The sequence below is a fragment of the Salmonella sp. 32010601201800023SM genome, assembly GCF_017572235.1.
Taxonomy (GTDB): domain Bacteria; phylum Pseudomonadota; class Gammaproteobacteria; order Enterobacterales; family Enterobacteriaceae; genus Salmonella; species Salmonella enterica.
The window spans coordinates 12208-32270 of the sequence record NZ_JAGEQS010000012.1; the positions used below are offsets into that span (position 1 = coordinate 12208).

The 20063-nt window shown below is 53.4% G+C and carries 17 protein-coding genes and 1 pseudogene; 7 read left to right on the forward strand and 11 right to left on the reverse strand.

Features of this window, described 5'->3' with window-relative positions; genetic code table 11:
• Positions 1-69 precede the first annotated feature (69 nt).
• Genes thiC through thiH form a run of 6 tightly spaced genes read left to right on the forward strand, consistent with a single transcriptional unit; the run spans position 70 to position 5434 of the window.
• Positions 70-1965: a phosphomethylpyrimidine synthase ThiC gene (gene thiC, locus J4617_RS22350; protein WP_017466134.1), complete on the forward strand. Its 1896-nt coding sequence runs from the start codon at positions 70-72 to the stop codon at positions 1963-1965.
• Entirely contained in the window at positions 1965-2600 is a 636-nt protein-coding gene (thiE, locus tag J4617_RS22355) for a thiamine phosphate synthase (protein ID WP_017466135.1), read from the forward strand. Before thiC ends, thiE begins: the two co-directional genes overlap by 1 nt.
• Complete coding sequence (locus J4617_RS22360; protein ID WP_001627473.1) at positions 2593-3351, forward strand: HesA/MoeB/ThiF family protein; 759 nt, start codon at positions 2593-2595, stop codon at positions 3349-3351. Before thiE ends, J4617_RS22360 begins: the two co-directional genes overlap by 8 nt.
• Positions 3332-3532: a sulfur carrier protein ThiS gene (gene thiS, locus J4617_RS22365; RefSeq protein ID WP_001166830.1), complete on the forward strand. Its 201-nt coding sequence runs from the start codon at positions 3332-3334 to the stop codon at positions 3530-3532. Before J4617_RS22360 ends, thiS begins: the two co-directional genes overlap by 20 nt.
• 1 nt (position 3533) lies before the next feature.
• Positions 3534-4304: a thiazole synthase gene (gene thiG, locus J4617_RS22370; RefSeq protein WP_017466136.1), complete on the forward strand. Its 771-nt coding sequence runs from the start codon at positions 3534-3536 to the stop codon at positions 4302-4304.
• Positions 4301-5434, forward strand: coding sequence for a 2-iminoacetate synthase ThiH (thiH, locus tag J4617_RS22375; RefSeq protein WP_017466137.1), 1134 nt, complete (start codon positions 4301-4303; stop codon positions 5432-5434). Before thiG ends, thiH begins: the two co-directional genes overlap by 4 nt.
• 153 nt (positions 5435-5587) lie before the next feature.
• On the opposite strand, the pseudogene J4617_RS22380 reads toward thiH, so the two are convergent.
• Positions 5588-5772, reverse strand: a pseudogene (locus J4617_RS22380) (hypothetical protein); the annotation flags it as partial.
• A 412-nt stretch (positions 5773-6184) separates the two neighbouring features.
• Between J4617_RS22380 and J4617_RS22385 the strand changes: the two are divergent.
• Positions 6185-6529, forward strand: a complete 345-nt coding sequence (locus tag J4617_RS22385; RefSeq protein WP_031624785.1) for a hypothetical protein — start codon at positions 6185-6187, stop codon at positions 6527-6529.
• 1 nt (position 6530) lies between these two features.
• Here the strand turns inward: J4617_RS22385 and J4617_RS22390 are convergent, their stop codons facing one another.
• From J4617_RS22390 to J4617_RS22435, 10 genes are all read right to left on the reverse strand, one after another.
• On the reverse strand, positions 6531-6857 hold the full coding sequence (locus J4617_RS22390; RefSeq protein ID WP_015675457.1) for a hypothetical protein: 327 nt from the start codon (positions 6855-6857) through the stop codon (positions 6531-6533).
• 41 nt (positions 6858-6898) lie between these two features.
• The gene (gene rpoC, locus J4617_RS22395; protein ID WP_000653965.1) at positions 6899-11122 is read right to left on the reverse strand and encodes a DNA-directed RNA polymerase subunit beta'; all 4224 of its coding nucleotides are present in this window, start codon (positions 11120-11122) and stop codon (positions 6899-6901) included.
• Positions 11123-11198: 76 nt separating this feature from the next.
• The gene (gene rpoB / locus J4617_RS22400; RefSeq protein WP_000263105.1) at positions 11199-15227 is read right to left on the reverse strand and encodes a DNA-directed RNA polymerase subunit beta; all 4029 of its coding nucleotides are present in this window, start codon (positions 15225-15227) and stop codon (positions 11199-11201) included.
• A 317-nt stretch (positions 15228-15544) separates the two neighbouring features.
• A complete protein-coding gene (gene rplL / locus J4617_RS22405) occupies positions 15545-15910 on the reverse strand; it encodes a 50S ribosomal protein L7/L12 (RefSeq protein ID WP_000028882.1) in 366 nt (121 codons plus the stop codon).
• A 66-nt stretch (positions 15911-15976) separates the two neighbouring features.
• A complete protein-coding gene (rplJ, locus tag J4617_RS22410) occupies positions 15977-16474 on the reverse strand; it encodes a 50S ribosomal protein L10 (protein WP_001207203.1) in 498 nt (165 codons plus the stop codon).
• Between the two features lie 419 nt (positions 16475-16893).
• Positions 16894-17598 (reverse strand): 50S ribosomal protein L1, encoded by a 705-nt coding sequence (gene rplA, locus J4617_RS22415; RefSeq protein ID WP_001096676.1) that lies wholly within the window; start codon positions 17596-17598, stop codon positions 16894-16896.
• A gap of 3 nt (positions 17599-17601) precedes the next feature.
• Positions 17602-18030, reverse strand: coding sequence for a 50S ribosomal protein L11 (gene rplK, locus J4617_RS22420; RefSeq protein WP_001085926.1), 429 nt, complete (start codon positions 18028-18030; stop codon positions 17602-17604).
• A 157-nt stretch (positions 18031-18187) separates the two neighbouring features.
• Entirely contained in the window at positions 18188-18733 is a 546-nt protein-coding gene (gene nusG / locus J4617_RS22425; protein ID WP_001287521.1) for a transcription termination/antitermination protein NusG, read from the reverse strand.
• Between the two features lies 1 nt (position 18734).
• Positions 18735-19118 (reverse strand): preprotein translocase subunit SecE, encoded by a 384-nt coding sequence (secE, locus tag J4617_RS22430; protein ID WP_001275691.1) that lies wholly within the window; start codon positions 19116-19118, stop codon positions 18735-18737.
• 229 nt (positions 19119-19347) lie between these two features.
• Positions 19348-20063: EF-Tu/IF-2/RF-3 family GTPase (locus J4617_RS22435; protein WP_072162919.1), on the reverse strand; the 716-nt coding region annotated here is incomplete at its 5' end.

Here is a 20063-nt window from a genome sequence, read left to right on the forward strand (position 1 = left end):
CGGGCGGCGCACATCCATTACTCCATCCGTCGTCTGACAAGCCACGTCCTTAATTTTTTGGAATGAGCTATGTCTACAACAACGTTAACCCGCCGCGAGCAGCGCGCTAAAGCCCAGCATTTTATCGATACGCTGGAAGGCACCGCGTTTCCCAACTCGAAACGCATCTACGTGACCGGTTCGCAGCATGATATTCGCGTACCGATGCGCGAAATTCAACTTAGCCCCACGCTCATCGGCGGCAGTAAAGACAACCCGCAGTTTGAAGAGAACGAAGCCGTACCGGTATACGACACCTCCGGCCCCTATGGCGATCCTGAGGTGGCGATTAACGTCCAGCAGGGTCTGGCGAAACTGCGCCAGCTATGGATTGACGCACGTAACGATAGCGAAGAATTAGACGACCGTAGCTCGGCTTATACCAGAGAACGTCTGGCCGACGATGGCCTGGACGATCTGCGTTTTACCGGCCTGCTGACGCCAAAACGCGCTAAAGCGGGCAAGCGCGTCACCCAGTTACACTACGCCCGCCAGGGGATCGTCACTCCCGAAATGGAGTTCATCGCCATCCGTGAAAATATGGGCCGCGAGCGCATTCGCAGTGAAGTGCTGCGCCACCAGCATCCGGGGATGAACTTTGGCGCGCGCCTGCCGGAAAACATCACCCCGGAATTCGTGCGTGATGAAGTCGCCGCGGGCCGCGCGATTATTCCCGCCAACATCAACCACCCGGAATCGGAGCCGATGATTATCGGCCGCAACTTCCTGGTGAAGGTCAACGCCAATATCGGTAACTCGGCGGTCACCTCCTCCATCGAAGAAGAGGTGGAAAAACTGGTGTGGTCAACCCGCTGGGGCGCGGATACGGTTATGGACCTCTCCACCGGCCGCTATATCCACGAAACCCGCGAATGGATCCTGCGTAACAGCCCGGTACCGATCGGCACCGTCCCGATCTACCAGGCGCTGGAGAAGGTCAACGGGATCGCCGAAGATCTTACCTGGGAAGCGTTCCGCGACACGCTGCTGGAGCAGGCCGAACAGGGCGTCGACTACTTCACCATTCACGCGGGCGTGCTGTTGCGCTACGTGCCGATGACCGCCAAACGCCTGACCGGGATTGTCTCGCGCGGCGGTTCGATCATGGCGAAGTGGTGCCTCTCGCATCACAAAGAGAACTTCCTGTTCGAACATTTCCGCGAGATCTGCGAAATCTGCGCCGCCTACGACGTTTCCCTGTCGTTAGGCGACGGCCTGCGCCCCGGCTCCATTCAGGACGCCAACGACGAAGCGCAGTTCTCCGAGCTGCATACGCTGGGCGAGCTGACCAAAATCGCCTGGGAATACGACGTGCAGGTGATGATTGAAGGCCCGGGTCATGTACCCATGCATATGATTCAGCGCAACATGACCGAAGAGCTGGAGAGCTGCCATGAAGCACCGTTCTACACCTTAGGGCCATTGACCACCGATATCGCGCCGGGCTATGACCACTTCACCTCCGGGATCGGTGCCGCAATGATCGGCTGGTTTGGCTGCGCGATGCTGTGTTATGTGACGCCGAAAGAGCATCTCGGCCTGCCGAACAAAGAAGATGTGAAGCAGGGGCTAATCACCTACAAAATCGCCGCCCACGCCGCGGATTTAGCCAAAGGACATCCGGGCGCGCAGATCCGCGATAACGCCATGTCGAAAGCGCGCTTTGAATTCCGCTGGGAAGATCAGTTTAACCTCGCACTCGACCCGTTCACCGCCCGCGCTTATCACGATGAAACCCTGCCGCAGGAGTCCGGTAAGGTCGCTCACTTCTGTTCCATGTGCGGGCCGAAGTTCTGCTCGATGAAAATCAGCCAGGAAGTACGTGACTACGCCGCCGCGCAAGCCATTGAAGTCGGCATGGCGGATATGTCGGAGAACTTCCGCGCCAAAGGCGGCGAAATTTATCTCAAACGGGAGGAAGCCTGATGTATCAGCCTGATTTCCCAACCGTGCCGTTCCGCCTCGGGCTTTACCCGGTGGTAGACAGCGTTGAATGGATTGAACGCCTGCTGGAGGCGGGCGTACGCACGATCCAGTTGCGTATCAAAGATAAACGCGATGAAGAGGTGGAAGCCGACGTTATCGCCGCCATCGCGCTGGGGCGTCGTTATGACGCCCGCCTGTTTATCAACGACTACTGGCGACTGGCGATTAAGCACAACGCCTACGGCGTGCATCTGGGCCAGGAAGACCTCGAAACCACCGACCTGAAGGCCATTCAGGCGGCGGGGTTACGCCTCGGCGTATCGACCCACGATGATATGGAGATAGACGTCGCGCTGGCCGCTAAGCCTTCTTATATCGCGCTGGGTCATGTCTTCCCCACGCAAACCAAGCAAATGCCTTCCGCCCCGCAGGGGCTGGCGCAGTTGGCCAGTCATATTGAACGACTGGCGGATTACCCGACCGTCGCGATCGGCGGCATCAGCCTTGAACGCGCTCCGGCGGTACTGGCGACCGGCGTCGGCAGCGTGGCTGTGGTTAGCGCTATTACTCAGGCCGCAGACTGGCGTGAAGCCACTGCAGAGCTGCTGGCAATCGCAGGAGTCGGCGATGAATGACCATGATTTTATGCGTTATAGCCGCCAGATCCTGCTCGGCGATATCGCGATTGAAGGCCAGCAAAAGTTGCTCAATAGCCATGTATTGATTGTCGGCTTAGGCGGATTGGGTTCGCCTGCCGCGCTGTATCTGGCGGGAGCAGGCATCGGCAAACTAACGCTGGTAGACGATGACGACATTCATCTGAGCAATTTACAGCGCCAGATTCTATTTACCACTGATGATATCGCCCACCCGAAGGCGCAGGCGGCAAAACTACGGCTGGCGCAGCTCAACCCCGGTAGCAAGCTGATCGTATTGCAACAACGTCTGACTGGCGATGTGCTTAAAAACGCGGTAGCACACGCCGACGTAGTGCTCGACTGTACCGATAACATGGCGACGCGCCAGGAGATTAACGCCGCCTGTGTGGCGCTCAACACTCCGTTAATTTCCGCCAGCGCCGTCGGCTTTGGCGGCCAGCTAATGGTCCTCACACCACCGTGGGAACAAGGCTGTTACCGCTGCCTGTGGCCGGACGATGTCGAGCCTGAACGCAACTGCCGTACCGCCGGTATCGTCGGACCGGTTGTTGGCGTGATGGGCACTTTGCAGGCGCTGGAGGCAATCAAATTACTCAGCGGTATTGAGACGCCCAGCGGAGAGCTACGCCTGTTTGACGGCAAAACCAGCCAGTGGCGCAGCCTGGCGCTGCGTCGTGCCAGCGGCTGTCCGGTCTGCGGAGGGCAACATGCAGATTCAGTTCAATGATGAACCGATGCAGTGCGCCGCAGGGCAAACCGTCAGTGAGCTGCTCACGCAACTCAATCAGCTTAAACCGGGCGCGGCGCTGGCGCTCAATCAGCAGATCCTGCCGCGCGAGCAGTGGGAACAGCAAATCGTGCAGGAAGGCGACCAGATCCTGTTTTTTCAGGTTATTGCAGGGGGTTGATATGTTACGTATTGCCGACAAAACGTTTGATTCACATCTGTTCACCGGTACCGGGAAGTTTGCCTCATCGCAACTGATGGTCGAGGCAATTCGCGCCTCCGGCAGCCAGTTGGTGACACTGGCGATGAAGCGCGTGGATTTACGTCAGCACAACGACGCTATCCTGGCGCCGCTGATTGAAGCGGGCGTCACGCTGCTGCCCAATACCTCCGGGGCGAAAACCGCCGAAGAGGCAATCTTCGCCGCCCAACTGGCGCGCGAAGCGCTGGGAACCCACTGGCTGAAATTAGAAATCCATCCGGACGCCCGCTGGCTGCTGCCGGATCCGATCGAAACGCTAAAAGCCGCCGAGGCGCTGGTGAAGCAGGGTTTTGTGGTGCTGCCCTACTGCGGCGCGGATCCGGTGTTGTGCAAGCGGCTGGAAGAGGTCGGCTGCGCGGCGGTGATGCCGCTCGGCGCGCCTATCGGTTCGAATCAGGGGCTGGAAACCAAAGCGATGCTGGAGATTATTATCCAGCAGTCCACCGTGCCGGTGGTGGTTGATGCGGGCATTGGAGTGCCCAGCCATGCGGCGCAGGCGCTGGAAATGGACGCTGATGCGGTGCTGGTCAACACGGCGATTGCCGTGGCGGACGATCCGGTGATGATGGCAACCGCTTTCCGTCTGGCGGTGGAAGCCGGATTACTGGCGCGTCAGGCGGTGCCGGGTAATCGTAGCACCTACGCCAACGCCACCAGCCCGCTCACCGGATTTCTGGAGGCCCTGTCATGAAAACCTTCACCGACCGTTGGCGGCAACTGGAGTGGGACGATATTCGCCTGCGCATCAATGGTAAAACCGCCGCTGACGTGGAACGTGCGCTGAACGCCGCGCATCTTAGCCGGGATGATTTGATGGCACTGCTCTCCCCCGCCGCCGCCGATTATCTGGAACCGATAGCGCAGCGGGCGCAAAGGCTGACCCGACAACGCTTTGGCAACACCGTCAGTTTCTACGTGCCGCTTTATCTCTCAAACCTCTGTGCCAACGACTGTACCTACTGCGGTTTTTCGATGAGCAACCGCATTAAGCGTAAAACGCTGGATGAGGTGGATATTCAAAGGGAGTGCGATGCTATCCGTAAACTGGGCTTTGAGCATCTGCTGTTAGTCACCGGCGAACATCAGGCCAAAGTCGGCATGGACTATTTTCGCCGTCATTTACCCACCATCCGCCGTCAATTTTCCTCTTTACAGATGGAAGTCCAGCCCTTGTCGCAAGAAAACTATGCGGAGCTCAAAACGCTGGGGATCGATGGCGTGATGGTTTATCAGGAGACTTATCATGAGGCAATCTATGCACAGCATCACCTGAAGGGAAAGAAACAGGACTTTTTCTGGCGGCTGGAAACGCCGGATCGGTTAGGCCGGGCAGGTATCGACAAAATCGGTCTTGGCGCGCTAATTGGTCTGTCGGACAACTGGCGGGTGGATTGCTATATGGTGGCGGAGCATCTGTTGTGGATGCAAAAACAGTACTGGCAGAGTCGCTATTCTGTTTCCTTCCCGCGTCTGCGTCCGTGTACTGGCGGTGTGGAACCCGCATCTGTGATGGATGAAAAGCAACTGGTGCAAACGATTTGCGCTTTCCGGTTATTGGCGCCGGAAATTGAATTATCACTCTCCACCCGCGAATCGCCGTGGTTTCGAGACCAGGTGATTCCTCTGGCAATCAACAACGTCAGCGCCTTCTCAAAAACGCAGCCCGGCGGCTACGCTGACGATCATCCGGAACTGGAGCAGTTTTCTCCCCACGATGCCCGTCGGCCTGAAACAGTAGCAAGCGCGTTAAGCGCGCAAGGATTGCAGCCCGTCTGGAAAGACTGGGACAGTTGGCTGGGGCGCGCTTCGCAAACGCGGTGAACCCGTATGTAAACGCATTAGTATTTCACGAACGAGTACGTAATGCGAAAAACGGGAGATTGTTATCGACCTCCCGTTTTTTTATTTTGTCATCGTCAGCAATGGAAGCTGACTAGGGCAAATTATCCCTTCCTCATTTTTGCCCAGCCTTCTCCCCTTCATCAGTAACTGACGACCGGGGGCTGGCCACTGGATTATCGAAATAGCGGTGAACTTGAAGTTTTCGGGCAGCGTTCCTGACTGTAATTTCGCTGGCGCCCCCTCTTCCAACCGTGTCTGCTGATCGTTTTTGTCCATAAAATGATGCCCCAGAACAACGGAATCAGGGGCGAACCCATCAGGGAAAAATGTGTTGCGGCCGGACGCCGATGGTAACGTTACTTGATGGAAAACGCATCTGGGCTGAGAAAAAGTTAAGCCAGATGTAATCTGACAGATATCTGTATAAATAACCGGTAACTGTCAGATCAGGTCTGAGATAATACATATCATTTTACCTATACGCACTACATCCTCGGACATCTGGGATTGATGTATTGTCCGATTATAAAGTCGTCTGTGTGTTTTTTTCGGCCTAAAGACCTTAATGGAATTAAATACTCCATTTAATAATTTAAAATATCCCGTGTAAACAATCAATAAAACAGGTTTATCATTTAATGTATGAACAGCAGGCATTTTATAATGGCGAGCCAATAGACTTTAATAACTTAGATTTATGGGATAAATTTAAAGTCACATTTGGACTCAATGTTACAGAAAAAATCAAACCCAATGGTAAAAAATTTCAATTTTGAGTATTGTGGATTCTCTACTTTTATTACGCAGGTTGATGGCGTTGGCGGGATTTTAGCAAAGTGGCTCTCAAACAAACATAATGTGATTGTCCCAACGCCTTATACATTCGGTCAAGACCCCATTCCTGGCGTCAATCTTTATCATAATACAAAAGCAAAATTTGTTATGGCTAACGGCGGTAATAGTCTTCCCTGTGCGATGGCAAAATATAATGCAACAACTGGACAATTTATTCATATAAGCAGTGACAATGAGTTTTCACAAATAATGCGAGAAACAAGAGTCATGAAAAAATAATTCATTTATTCATTAAATTTATAATTACAGATAAAATCAAGAGCCAGCATGGCATTGAAAAATAAAATACGGCTTTTTTATCCGCGCTGGTTTTGACTTGATGAAGAATAACGGTGGCGACAATAATAATAAGACAATAAATAAATATAAGTAATGATTTATGGTGAAGTATATATAACGATAGAAACAATAAAAAAGCGGACAGAACGTTTGAAATGGTTATCTTTTTTGTAAATACCAAAAGACTAAACATTAAATAGATTAATGAAATAATCGCTGGCATTTTCTTTCCTTGTAGGCAAGCGACCCGGGATTCGGTATCCAGCATGAAGCTGGTGGAGGGATAAATACCCCTCCACCATTTAACGATTACTCGTTATCAGAACCGCCCAGACCTGCGTTCAGCAGTTCTGCCAGGCTTGCAGATGCATCTTCCGCAGTGACCTGCGGTGTTGCTGGCTGCTCGCCCGCGGCGCGACGGCGCATACGATCCTGGTGGTACGCATAACCGGTACCGGCCGGAATCAGACGACCCACGATAACGTTCTCTTTCAGGCCGCGCAGTTCGTCGCGTTTACCCGCAACGGCTGCTTCGGTCAGGACACGCGTGGTCTCCTGGAACGATGCGGCAGAGATGAACGATTCGGTTGCCAGAGACGCTTTGGTAATACCCAGCAGATCGCGGGAGAAGGTAGCCCCCACTTTGCCGTTCGCTTCCAGCTCGCGGTTAGCGATCTTGACGCGAGAGTATTCAACCTGTTCGCCTTCCAGGAAGTCGGAACTACCGGCGCTTTCGATGGTCGCTTTACGCAGCATCTGACGAACGATAACTTCGATGTGTTTATCGTTAATCTTAACGCCCTGCAGACGGTATACATCCTGAACTTCGTTAACAATGTAACGCGTCACAGCATGAACACCACGCAGACGCAGAATGTCGTGCGGCGCTTCCGGACCATCGGAAATCACATCACCACGTTCTACACGTTCCCCTTCGAACACGTTGAGCTGACGCCATTTCGGAATCATCTCTTCGTACGGGTCACTACCATCAACCGGCGTAATCACCAGACGACGTTTGCCTTTGGTTTCTTTACCGAAGGAAACGATACCTGCGATTTCAGCAAGGATTGCCGGTTCTTTCGGACGACGCGCTTCGAACAGGTCGGCAACGCGCGGCAGACCACCGGTAATATCCTTGGTACCGCCGGATTCCTGCGGAATACGCGCCAGGGTGTCACCAGAACTAATCTGTACGCCATCTTCCAGCTGTACAATCGCTTTACCCGGCAGGAAGTACTGCGCAGGCATATCGGTACCCGGGATCAGAACGTCATTACCCTGAGCATCAACAATTTTCAGCGCCGGACGCAGATCTTTACCACCGGTAGTACGTTCAGCCGAATCCAGAACCACCAGCGAAGACAAACCGGTCAGTTCGTCGGTCTGACGCGTAATGGTCTGACCGTCGATCATGTCAGTGAAGCGGATGAAACCACTCACTTCGGTGATAACCGGCATGGTGTGCGGGTCCCAGTTTGCCACGGTTTCGCCGCCGGCAACCTGCTCGCCATCACCTTTCGCCATGACAGCGCCATAAGGCACTTTATAGCTCTCTTTGGTACGACCGAATTCGTCGATCAGCTTCAGTTCGGTGTTACGGGAAGTGATAACCAGTTTACCGCTGGAGTTCACAACCGACTTCACGTTGCTGAGCTTGATGCTACCTTTGTTCTTAACCTGGATGCTGGATTCAGCAGCCGCACGCGATGCCGCACCACCGATGTGGAACGTACGCATCGTCAGCTGTGTACCCGGTTCACCGATGGACTGTGCCGCGATAACGCCGATAGCTTCACCTTTGTTGATGATGTGGCCACGCGCCAGGTCACGACCATAGCAGTGCGCACATACACCAAAGTCGGTGTCGCAGGATACAACAGAACGCACTTTAACGGCGTCAACGGAGTTTGCTTCCAGCAGGTCACACCACTGTTCGTGCAGCAGCGTGTTGCGTGGAACCAGAATGTCCGCGGTACCCGGTTTCAGCACATCTTCTGCTGTCACACGGCCCAGAACGCGGTCACGCAGCGGCTCTTTCACGTCGCCACCCTCGATAACCGGGGTCATCAGGATACCTTCGTGCGTACCACAGTCATCTTCGGTCACTACCAGATCCTGCGCGACGTCAACCAGACGACGAGTCAGGTAACCGGAGTTCGCGGTTTTCAGTGCGGTATCCGCCAGACCTTTACGCGCACCGTGCGTGGAGATGAAGTACTGGAGTACGTTCAGACCTTCACGGAAGTTCGCGGTGATTGGCGTTTCGATGATGGAGCCATCCGGCTTCGCCATCAGACCACGCATACCGGCCAGCTGACGAATCTGTGCCGCAGAACCACGCGCACCGGAGTCGGCCATCATGTAGATGCTGTTGAAGGAGACCTGCTGCTCTTCCTGGCCGTCACGGTTAATCACGGTTTCGGTTTGCAGGTTATCCATCATCGCTTTGGATACACGATCGTTCGCCGCAGCCCAGATATCGATAACTTTGTTATAGCGTTCGCCAGCGGTTACCAGACCAGACTGGAACTGCTCCTGGATCTCAGCAACTTCGGCTTCCGCTTCAGAGATGATCTCGTGTTTTTTCTCCGGGATGACCATGTCATCAATACCAACGGACGCACCTGAACGCGCTGCATAAGCAAAGCCGGTGTACATCGTCTGGTCCGCAAAAATAACGGTCGGTTTCAGGCCCAGAATACGGTAGCAAGTGTTCAGCATTTTGGAGATCGCTTTCTTGCCCAGCGCCTGGTTGACGATGGAGAAAGGCAGACCTTTCGGTACGATCATCCACAGAATGGCGCGACCAACGGTCGTGTCTTTCAGGCTGGTGTGCGCAACGAATTCGCCGTTTTCATCTTTTTCATATTCAGTGATACGCACTTTAACGCGCGCATGCAGAGAGGCCAGACCTGCGCGATAGATACGCTCAGCTTCTTTCGGGCCAGTCAGCACCATGCCTTCGCCTTTGGCGTTAACACAGTCACGGGTCATGTAGTACAGACCCAATACCACGTCCTGAGACGGAACGATGATAGGTTCGCCGTTCGCCGGAGACAGGATGTTGTTGGTAGACATCATCAGCGCACGCGCTTCAAGCTGGGCTTCCAGCGTCAGCGGTACGTGAACAGCCATCTGGTCACCATCGAAGTCGGCGTTATAGGCCGCACAAACCAGCGGGTGCAGCTGGATAGCTTTACCTTCGATCAGTACCGGTTCAAATGCCTGGATACCCAGACGGTGCAGTGTTGGTGCACGGTTCAGCAGTACCGGGTGTTCGCGGATCACTTCGTCCAGGATATCCCAAACGACGGCTTCTTCACGCTCAACCATTTTCTTCGCGGCTTTGATGGTGGTGGCAAGGCCACGCAATTCCAGCTTGCCGTAGATGAACGGTTTGAACAGCTCCAGCGCCATTTTCTTCGGCAGACCGCACTGGTGCAGACGCAGGTATGGACCTACGGTGATAACAGAACGACCGGAGTAGTCAACACGCTTACCGAGCAGGTTCTGACGGAAACGACCCTGTTTACCTTTGATCATGTCGGCCAAAGATTTCAGAGGACGCTTGTTAGAACCGGTGATCGCACGACCGCGACGACCGTTATCCAGCAGGGCGTCAACCGCTTCCTGCAGCATACGTTTTTCGTTACGTACGATGATGTCCGGCGCAGCCAGATCCAGCAGACGCTTCAGACGGTTGTTACGGTTAATGACGCGACGATACAGATCGTTCAGGTCAGAAGTCGCGAAACGACCACCATCCAGCGGAACCAGCGGACGCAGATCTGGCGGCAGAACCGGCAGAACGGTCAGGATCATCCACTCTGGCTTGTTGCCAGACTGTACGAAGGCTTCCAGCAGTTTGATACGCTTGGTCAGCTTTTTACGCTTGGTTTCGGAGTTGGTTTCGTTCAGCTCTTCGCGCAGAGTTTCACACTCTTGCTCCAGATCCATGCTCTTCAGCAGGGCCTGGATAGCTTCCGCACCCATCTTCGCGTCGAATTCGTCACCGAACTCTTCCAGCGCGTCCAGATACTGCTCTTCAGTCAGGATCTGTTGACGTTCCAGGTTGGTCATACCGCCTTCGATAACCACATAAGATTCGAAGTACAGTACGCGTTCGATATCGCGCAACGGCATATCGAGCAGCAGACCGATACGGGACGGCAGCGATTTCAGGAACCAGATGTGAGCAGTCGGAGACGCCAGCTCAATGTGGCCCATACGCTCACGGCGTACTTTGGTCTGGGTCACTTCAACGCCGCACTTCTCACAAATAACACCACGGTGTTTCAGGCGCTTGTACTTACCGCACAGGCACTCGTAGTCTTTTACCGGCCCAAAGATACGGGCGCAGAAAAGGCCGTCACGCTCAGGTTTGAACGTACGGTAGTTGATGGTTTCCGGCTTTTTAACTTCACCGAAAGACCATGAACGGATCATGTCTGGCGAAGCCAGAGCAATTTTGATCGCATCAAACTCTTCGGTTTTAGTCTGCGCTTTCAGAAACTTTAATAAATCTTTCACGGATTTGCTCCCGTCGGAGTTAGCACAATCTGGTGTCGGGTTTTACCCCGACACCAGTGACCTGTTTGAGCGAGAATTACTCGTCTTCCAGTTCGATGTTGATGCCCAGCGAGCGGATCTCTTTCAACAGAACGTTGAAGGATTCCGGCATACCCGGTTCCATCTGATGGTTGCCGTCCACGATGTTCTTATACATCTTGGTACGACCATTCACGTCATCAGACTTAACGGTGAGCATTTCCTGCAGGGTGTAGGCGGCGCCGTAAGCTTCCAGCGCCCACACTTCCATCTCCCCGAAGCGCTGACCACCGAACTGCGCCTTACCACCCAGCGGCTGCTGAGTAACCAGGCTGTAAGAACCGGTAGAACGCGCATGCATCTTGTCATCAACCAGGTGGTTCAGTTTCAGCATGTACATGTAACCGACGGTTACCGGACGTTCGAACTGTTCACCCGTACGGCCATCGAACAGGGTGATCTGACCGGAGGTCGGCAGGTCGCCCAGTTTCAGCAGCTCTTTGATTTCCGCTTCTTTCGCACCGTCAAACACTGGTGTGGCAATCGGCATACCTTTACGCAGGTTTTCTGCCAGACGCAGCACTTCATCATCGCTGAAGGTGCTCAGGTCGACTTTCTGACGAACGTCGGCGCCCAGATCGTAGGCACGCTGGATGAATTCGCGCAGTTTGGCGACTTCCTGCTGCTGTTTCAGCATGGCGTTAATCTTGTCGCCAATACCTTTCGCAGCCATACCCAGGTGGGTTTCCAGAATCTGGCCGATGTTCATACGAGACGGTACGCCCAGCGGGTTCAGTACGATGTCTACCGGCGTGCCGTTTTCATCGTAAGGCATGTCTTCGATCGGGTTGATCTTAGAGATAACACCCTTGTTACCGTGACGACCTGCCATCTTATCACCCGGCTGGATACGGCGTTTAACGGCCAGATAGACCTTCACGATCTTCAGCACGCCCGGCGCCAGATCGTCGCCCTGGGTGATTTTACGGCGCTTCGCTTCAAGTTTTTTCTCGAACTCGTGTTTCAGTTCGTCATACTGCTCAGCCAGTTGTTCCAGCTGATTTTGTTTCTCTTCGTCGGTCAGACCGAGTTCCAGCCAGCGGTCGCGCGGCAGTTTGTCGAGCTTCTCAGCTTCAACGCCGCCGGACACCAGTACCGCACGGATACGGCTAAACAGGCCCGCTTCGAGGATTTGCAGTTCTTCAGACAGGTCTTTTTTCGCCTGCTTGAGCTGCATCTCTTCGATTTCCAGAGCACGTTTGTCTTTTTCTACGCCATCGCGAGTAAAGACCTGAACGTCGATAACCGTACCGGAGACACCGTTAGGTACGCGCAGAGAAGAGTCTTTAACGTCAGACGCTTTCTCACCGAAGATCGCACGCAGCAGTTTCTCTTCCGGCGTCAGCTGGGTTTCACCTTTCGGCGTCACCTTACCGACCAGAATGTCGCCGCCGGTTACTTCCGCGCCGATGTAAACGATACCGGATTCATCCAGTTTGGAGAGCGCAGCTTCACCCACGTTCGGGATGTCAGCGGTGATCTCTTCCGGCCCCAGCTTGGTGTCACGGGACACGCACGCCAGTTCCTGAATGTGGATGGTGGTGAAACGGTCTTCCTGGACAACACGCTCGGAAACGAGAATGGAGTCTTCGAAGTTGTAGCCGTTCCACGGCATGAACGCCACGCGCATGTTCTGACCGAGCGCCAGTTCACCGAGGTCGGTGGACGGACCGTCTGCCAGCACGTCGCCGCGTTCAACCGGCTCGCCCAGAGACACACATGGCATCTGGTTGATACAGGTGTTCTGGTTAGAGCGGGTGTATTTGGTCAGGTTATAGATGTCGATACCCGCTTCGCCCGGGTACATCTCGTCTTCGTTAACTTTGATAACGATACGGGACGCATCCACGTACTGAACAGTACCGCCACGTTTAGCTACTGCAGTAACACCGGAGTCGACGGCGACAGCACGTTCCATACCGGTACCCACCAGCGGCTTGTCAGCGCGCAGAGTCGGAACCGCCTGACGTTGCATGTTCGCACCCATCAATGCACGGTTGGCGTCATCGTGTTCCAGGAACGGGATCAGGGACGCACCGACGGAGACCACCTGCTGGGTGGAAACGTCCATGTAGTCAACCTGGTCGCGGCTGAACAAGCTGGATTCGCCTTTGCTACGGCAGGTAACCAAATCTTCTACAAAGTGGCCTTCGTCATCCAGGTTGGAGTTCGCCTGAGCGATAACGTAGTTGCCTTCTTCGATAGCAGACAGGTAATGAATTTCGTCAGTAACCACGCCATCAACCACACGACGGTACGGCGTCTCAAGGAAGCCATATTCGTTAGTCTGTGCGTACACGGACAGGGAGTTGATCAGACCGATGTTCGGACCTTCCGGCGTTTCGATAGGACATACGCGACCGTAGTGCGTCGGGTGTACGTCTCGAACTTCGAAGCCTGCGCGTTCGCGGGTCAGACCGCCTGGGCCGAGTGCGGAGATACGACGTTTGTGCGTAATCTCAGACAGCGGGTTGTTCTGGTCCATAAACTGAGACAGCTGGCTGGAACCAAAGAACTCTTTCACTGCGGCGGAAATCGGCTTGGCGTTGATCATATCCTGAGGCATCAGGGTATCCAGATCGCCCAGAGACAGACGCTCTTTCACCGCACGCTCTACACGCACCAGGCCAACGCGGAACTGGTTTTCCGCCATTTCGCCGACGGAACGGATACGACGGTTGCCGAGGTGGTCGATATCATCCACTTCGCCTTTACCGTTACGGATATCGATGAGCTTCTTCATGACATCAATGATGTCGTCTTTGCTCAGGATACCGGAACCTTCGATTTCGTCGCGCAGCAGAGAACGGTTGAACTTCATACGACCCACCGCAGACAGGTCATAGCGGTCTTCGGAGAAGAACAGGTTCTCGAACAGGCTTTCAGCCGCTTCGCGAGTCGGCGGCTCACCAGGGCGCATCATGCGGTAGATTTCTACCAGCGCGCTCAGACGATCGTTAGTTGGGTCGACGCGTACCGTTTCAGAAATGTACGGGCCGTGGTCCAGATCGTTGGTAAACAGCGTTTCGATACGCTTGTGGCCGGACTGGCTCAGCTTAGCCAGCAGATCCAGGCTCAGCTCCATGTTCGCCGCGCAGATCAGCTCGCCAGTAGATTCGTCAACGTAGTCTTTAGAGACGACTTTACCTGCGATGTACTCAACCGGAACTTCGATATGCTTGATATCGTCTTTTTCCAGCTGACGGATGTGACGCGCGGTAATGCGACGGCCTTTTTCAACGTACACTTTGCCGTTAGCTTCGATATCGAACGACGCGGTTTCGCCGCGCAGACGTTCTGGAATCAGCTCCATCTGCAGTTTGTTGTCGCGAATTTCGAAGACGACTTTCTCAAAGAACAGGTCAAGGATCTGCTCAGTGGTGTAGTTCAGCGCACGCAGGATGATGGTCGCAGGCAGTTTACGGCGACGGTCGATACGCACGAACAGGTTGTCCTTCGGATCGAATTCGAAGTCCAGCCAGGAACCACGGTAAGGAATGATGCGCGCGTTATACAGCACTTTACCCGAAGAGTGGGTTTTACCTTTGTCGGAGTCAAAGAAGACGCCAGGACTACGGTGCAGCTGAGAAACGATAACACGCTCAGTACCGTTGATAACAAAGGTACCGTTGTCGGTCATGAGCGGAATTTCGCCCATGTAGACTTCTTGTTCTTTAATGTCTTTTACGGTGCCTTCCGGCGCTTCGCGCTCGTAGATCACCAGACGCAGTTTTACGCGCAGCGGTGCGGAATAGGTCACGCCACGGATCTGACATTCCTGAACGTCAAACACCGGTTCGCCAAGGCGGTAGCTGACGTACTGCAGCTCGGAATTACCGCTGTAGCTCTGAATCGGGAACACGGAACGGAAGGCTGCTTCCAGGCCGTACTGCCCTTCAGGATCTTGCTCGATAAACTTCTGAAACGAGTCAAGCTGGATAGAAAGGAGATAAGGTACATCCAGAACTTGTGGACGTTTACCAAAATCCTTACGAATACGTTTTTTCTCGGTATAGGAGTAAACCATAGGGTTCCTCAGCTCGCTGACAAGTCGACCCATCTGTCCTGCGGGGGACAGTTTGTGCAACACTATTTTGTTGACCGGAAAATGGATACTTTCCGCAATGCCTGTTGCTATCACGCTTAAACCATTTCATTGCGATTTACACAGAACGTACGCTCTGTCGCAGTATATTAAGTCGTCGATAGAAACAAGCATTGAAAGGCACAGCAGTAGTCAAACAGTGTGAAACGCTACTGGCGCCTTACAGCGCAAAAAGGCTGGTGACTAAAAAGTCACCAGCCATCAGCCTGATTTCTCAGGCTGCAACCGGAAGGGTTGGCTTATTTAACTTCAACTTCAGCGCCAGCTTCTTCCAGAGATTTTTTCAGTGCTTCAGCGTCATCTTTGCTCACGCCTTCTTTCAGAGCGGCCGGAGCAGATTCTACCAGGTCTTTAGCTTCTTTCAGACCCAGGCCAGTTGCGCCACGTACTGCTTTGATAACAGCAACTTTGTTAGCGCCAGCAGCTTTCAGAATTACGTCGAATTCAGTTTTTTCTTCAGCAGCTTCAGCCGGGCCAGCAGCTACAGCTACAGCAGCAGCAGCGGAAACACCGAATTTTTCTTCCATTGCAGAAATCAGTTCTACAACGTCCATTACGGACATAGCGGATACTGCTTCAATGATTTGATCTTTAGTGATAGACATTTAAATTGTTCCTGAATATCAGAATAAGTTTATACGTAAGCAAATGCTTGATAAAGACAACTGCGATTACGCAGCTTCTTTTGCATCGCGTACAGCAGCCAGTGTGCGAACCAGTTTGCCAGCCGAAGCTTCTTTCATGGTTGCCATCAGGCGTGCAATTGCTTCTTCGTAGGTCGGCAGAGTTGCCAGGCGGTCGATCTGAGACGCCGGGATCAGCTCACCTTCAAAGGCTGCAGCTTTGACCTCAAATTTTGCATTCGCTTTCGCGAACTCTTTGAACAGACGAGCAGCAGCGCCCGGGTGTTCCATAGAGTATGCAATCAGGGTCGGACCAACAAACGTGTCTTTCAGGCACTCGAACTGAGTACCTTCAACGACGCGGCGCAGCAGGGTGTTACGAACAACACGCATGTATACGCCAGCTTCACGACCTGCTTTACGCAGTTCAGTCATTTTATCTACAGTTACGCCACGGGAATCCGCAACTACTGCAGACAGCGCGCCTTTGGCTACTTCGCTGACTTCAGCAACAATCGCTTGTTTGTCTTGAAGATTTAAAGCCATTAGCTTTGCTCCTGGATGTTTGCCGGAACTCATGTTCCGGAACTCACTTCACTCATCTCAACGAGAAGAGCGTCTTAATACGGTGAGCAGAAACAAGCCAGAGTATCAAAAATAATCTTAGCGTTCTGTCACCGTCTACGCAGGGGATTAAGCCTCTTGCGAGACGCCTGCGGTCTTCGACGGAGGCCTGGATAGGCCAGGCTCCAACGAACAAATTCTTTCTATGACTTCGTCCTTTGAACCGCACCTGTGTTAGCTGCGCTCGTTCACACCAGTCACATAGTTAACTATGCTCCTGGCGATTCACTCACTTGCTGCCTTGCTGCAATTCAAATGACTCGCATAGTGCTCTGTTATATTTCAACAGAATCGTGGGGGTAAGATTGTAGACAAAATCACCGCCCACGTAAAGACTAATCTTAGTTCGCAGATGCGCTCAGACCAGCCTGATCAACGGCAACGCCAGCACCCATGGTGGTGGAGATGCTAACTTTCTTGATGTACACGCCTTTCGCCTGGCTCGGTTTTGCTTTTTTCAGCGCAACCAGCAGAGCTTCCAGGTTTTCTTTCAGTTTGTCAGCGTCAAAGTCCACTTTACCGATGGTGGTGTGGATAATGCCGTTTTTGTCGTTACGGTAACGAACCTGACCTGCTTTAGCGTTCTTAACCGCTTCAGCAACGTTCGGCGTTACGGTACCGACTTTCGGGTTTGGCATCAGGCCGCGCGGACCCAGAACCTGGCCCAGCTGGCCAACAACGCGCATTGCATCCGGGGATGCGATAACAACGTCGAAGTTCATTTCGCCTTTCTTGATCTGGTCAGCCAGATCTTCCATACCTACCAGCTCAGCGCCAGCAGCTTTAGCTGCTTCAGCGTTCGGGCCCTGGGTAAATACGGCAACGCGAACAGAACGGCCAGTACCGTGCGGCAGTACAGTCGCGCCACGAACGTTCTGGTCAGATTTACGAGCGTCGATGCCGAGGTTAACGGCAACGTCAACGCTTTCGTTGAATTTAGCAGTGGCCAGCTCTTTCAGCAGGGCAATAGCTTCGTTGATGTCGTACTGTTTGGTCGCATCAACTTTTTCACGGATCACGCGCATACGCTTGGTCAGTTTAGCCATTTCTTAGTCCTCCACTACCAGGCCCATGGAACGTGCAGTACCTTCGATGGAGCGAGTCATCGCTTCAATGTCGGCACCAGTCATGTCGGCAGCTTTGGTCTGCGCGATTTCCTGCAGCTGAGCGCGGGAAATTTTACCTACTTTGTCTTTGTTCGGCTTGCCGGAACCAGACTTGATACCAGCCGCTTTTTTCAGCAGAACAGCTGCCGGAGGCGTTTTGGTAACGAAGGTGAAAGAACGGTCAGCGTAAACGGTAATAACAACCGGAATCGGCAGACCTTTTTCGATGGAATCCGTTTTTGCGTTGAACGCTTTGCAGAATTCCATGATGTTCACACCCTGCTGACCCAGTGCTGGACCAACCGGCGGACTCGGGTTCGCCATACCAGCTGCAACCTGCAGCTTGACGTAGGCTTGTACTTTCTTAGCCATTCTAAATTCCTCGAATTGGGTAGTATCGCTTCAAAGAAGCTCCCCGTGATAAATATCGCTTTATGGGCATAAGGCCCATAAAAACAAAAGGCGCGAAATTGTATGTCAATTTCGCGCCCTATGCAACGATTAGATCGCTGCTTTTTTGATCGCAGCCTTACGCTTTCTCAACCTGGCTGAAGTCCAGCTCTACCGGGGTCGCACGACCGAAGATAGAAACAGACACTTTCAGGCGAGACTTCTCATAATCGACTTCTTCGACAACGCCGTTAAAGTCTGCGAACGGACCGTCGTTAACACGAACCATTTCACCCGGTTCAAACAGAGTTTTCGGCCGCGGCTTATCGCCAACCTGCTGCAGGCGGTTCATGATCGCATCGACTTCTTTGTCGCTGATCGGCGCCGGACGGTCAGACGTACCGCCGATAAAGCCCATCACACGCGGCACGCTGCGCACCAGGTGCCAGCTTGCGTCGTTCATGACCATCTGGACCAGAACGTAACCCGGGAAGAATTTGCGTTCGCTTTTACGACGCTGGCCGCCACGGATCTCAACGACTTCTTCAGTCGGCACCATGACTTCGCCAAACAGCTCTTCCATATTGTGTAATTTGATATGCTCGCGCAGCGATGTGGCTACGCGGCCTTCAAAACCGGAAAACGCCTGAACGACGTACCAGCGCTTTTTAGGTGCTTCAGACATCTCAGAACCTCAGGCCAGTGATAAAGGATACCAGGCGAACCAGAATACCATCCAGTCCCCACAGGATCAGTGACATAACTGCGGTAACCGCAGCGACGATCAGCGTGGTGTGCAGCGTTTCCTGGCGAGTCGGCCAAATGACCTTACGGACTTCGGTTCTCGCTTCACGGGCAAAAGCAACGGTTGCTTTACCTTTTGTCGTCAACAGCGCGACACCACCCGCTGCAGCAATCAGAATTACTACGGCCAGCGCACGCAGCGGCAGCATCATGTCGCGATAGAGGTAGTTGCCGACGATTGCGACGATCAGCAATATGGCAACAACTATCCACTTCATCGCTTCCAGGCCGCGCCCGCTCCCTTGAGCTTCGGTATTCGCACTCATAAACCAACCTGTCAGAAGTATTCTACAAACATTTTCACCCCGCAATCGCGAGGCAATCCAAATCGAAACGCTTATTCGCCTTTCGGATTATACGCCCTCTACAGAGCCTGTCTCAGCAATGATTATGACAAATAAAATCACTGATGAGCCAGGTTCTGGTGTGAAAGCGTGCAAAAAGGGCATCAAATGATGCCCTTTTATTGCGCATTGCGTCAAATGTTATCAGCGATTAGCCGAGAACTTTAGCAACAACGCCCGCGCCAACGGTACGGCCGCCTTCACGGATTGCGAAACGCAGACCGTCGTCCATCGCGATCGGGTGGATCAGGGTAACAACCATTTTGATGTTGTCGCCCGGCATTACCATCTCTACGCCTTCCGGCAATTCGATGGTGCCAGTCACGTCAGTAGTACGGAAGTAGAACTGCGGACGGTAGCCTTTGAAGAACGGAGTGTGACGGCCGCCTTCATCTTTGGACAGAATGTACACTTCAGATTCGAACTTGGTGTGCGGCTTGATGGTGCCCGGCTTAGCCAGTACCTGACCACGTTCGATTTCTTCACGTTTGATACCACGCAGCAGAACACCTACGTTCTCACCGGCACGGCCTTCGTCCAGCAGTTTGCGGAACATTTCAACGCCAGTACAGGTAGACTTCTGAGTCTCTTTGATACCAACGATTTCAACTTCTTCGCCCACTTTGATGATACCGCGTTCTACACGACCGGTAACAACGGTACCACGACCGGAGATGGAGAATACGTCTTCGATCGGCAGCAGGAACGGCTTGTCAATCGCACGCTCTGGTTCCGGGATGTAAGAATCCAGGAAGCCAGCCAGTTCGATGATTTTCGCTTCCCACTCTGCGTCGCCTTCCAGCGCTTTCAGAGCAGAACCACGAACGATCGGCGTGTCGTCGCCCGGGAAGTCGTACTGAGACAGAA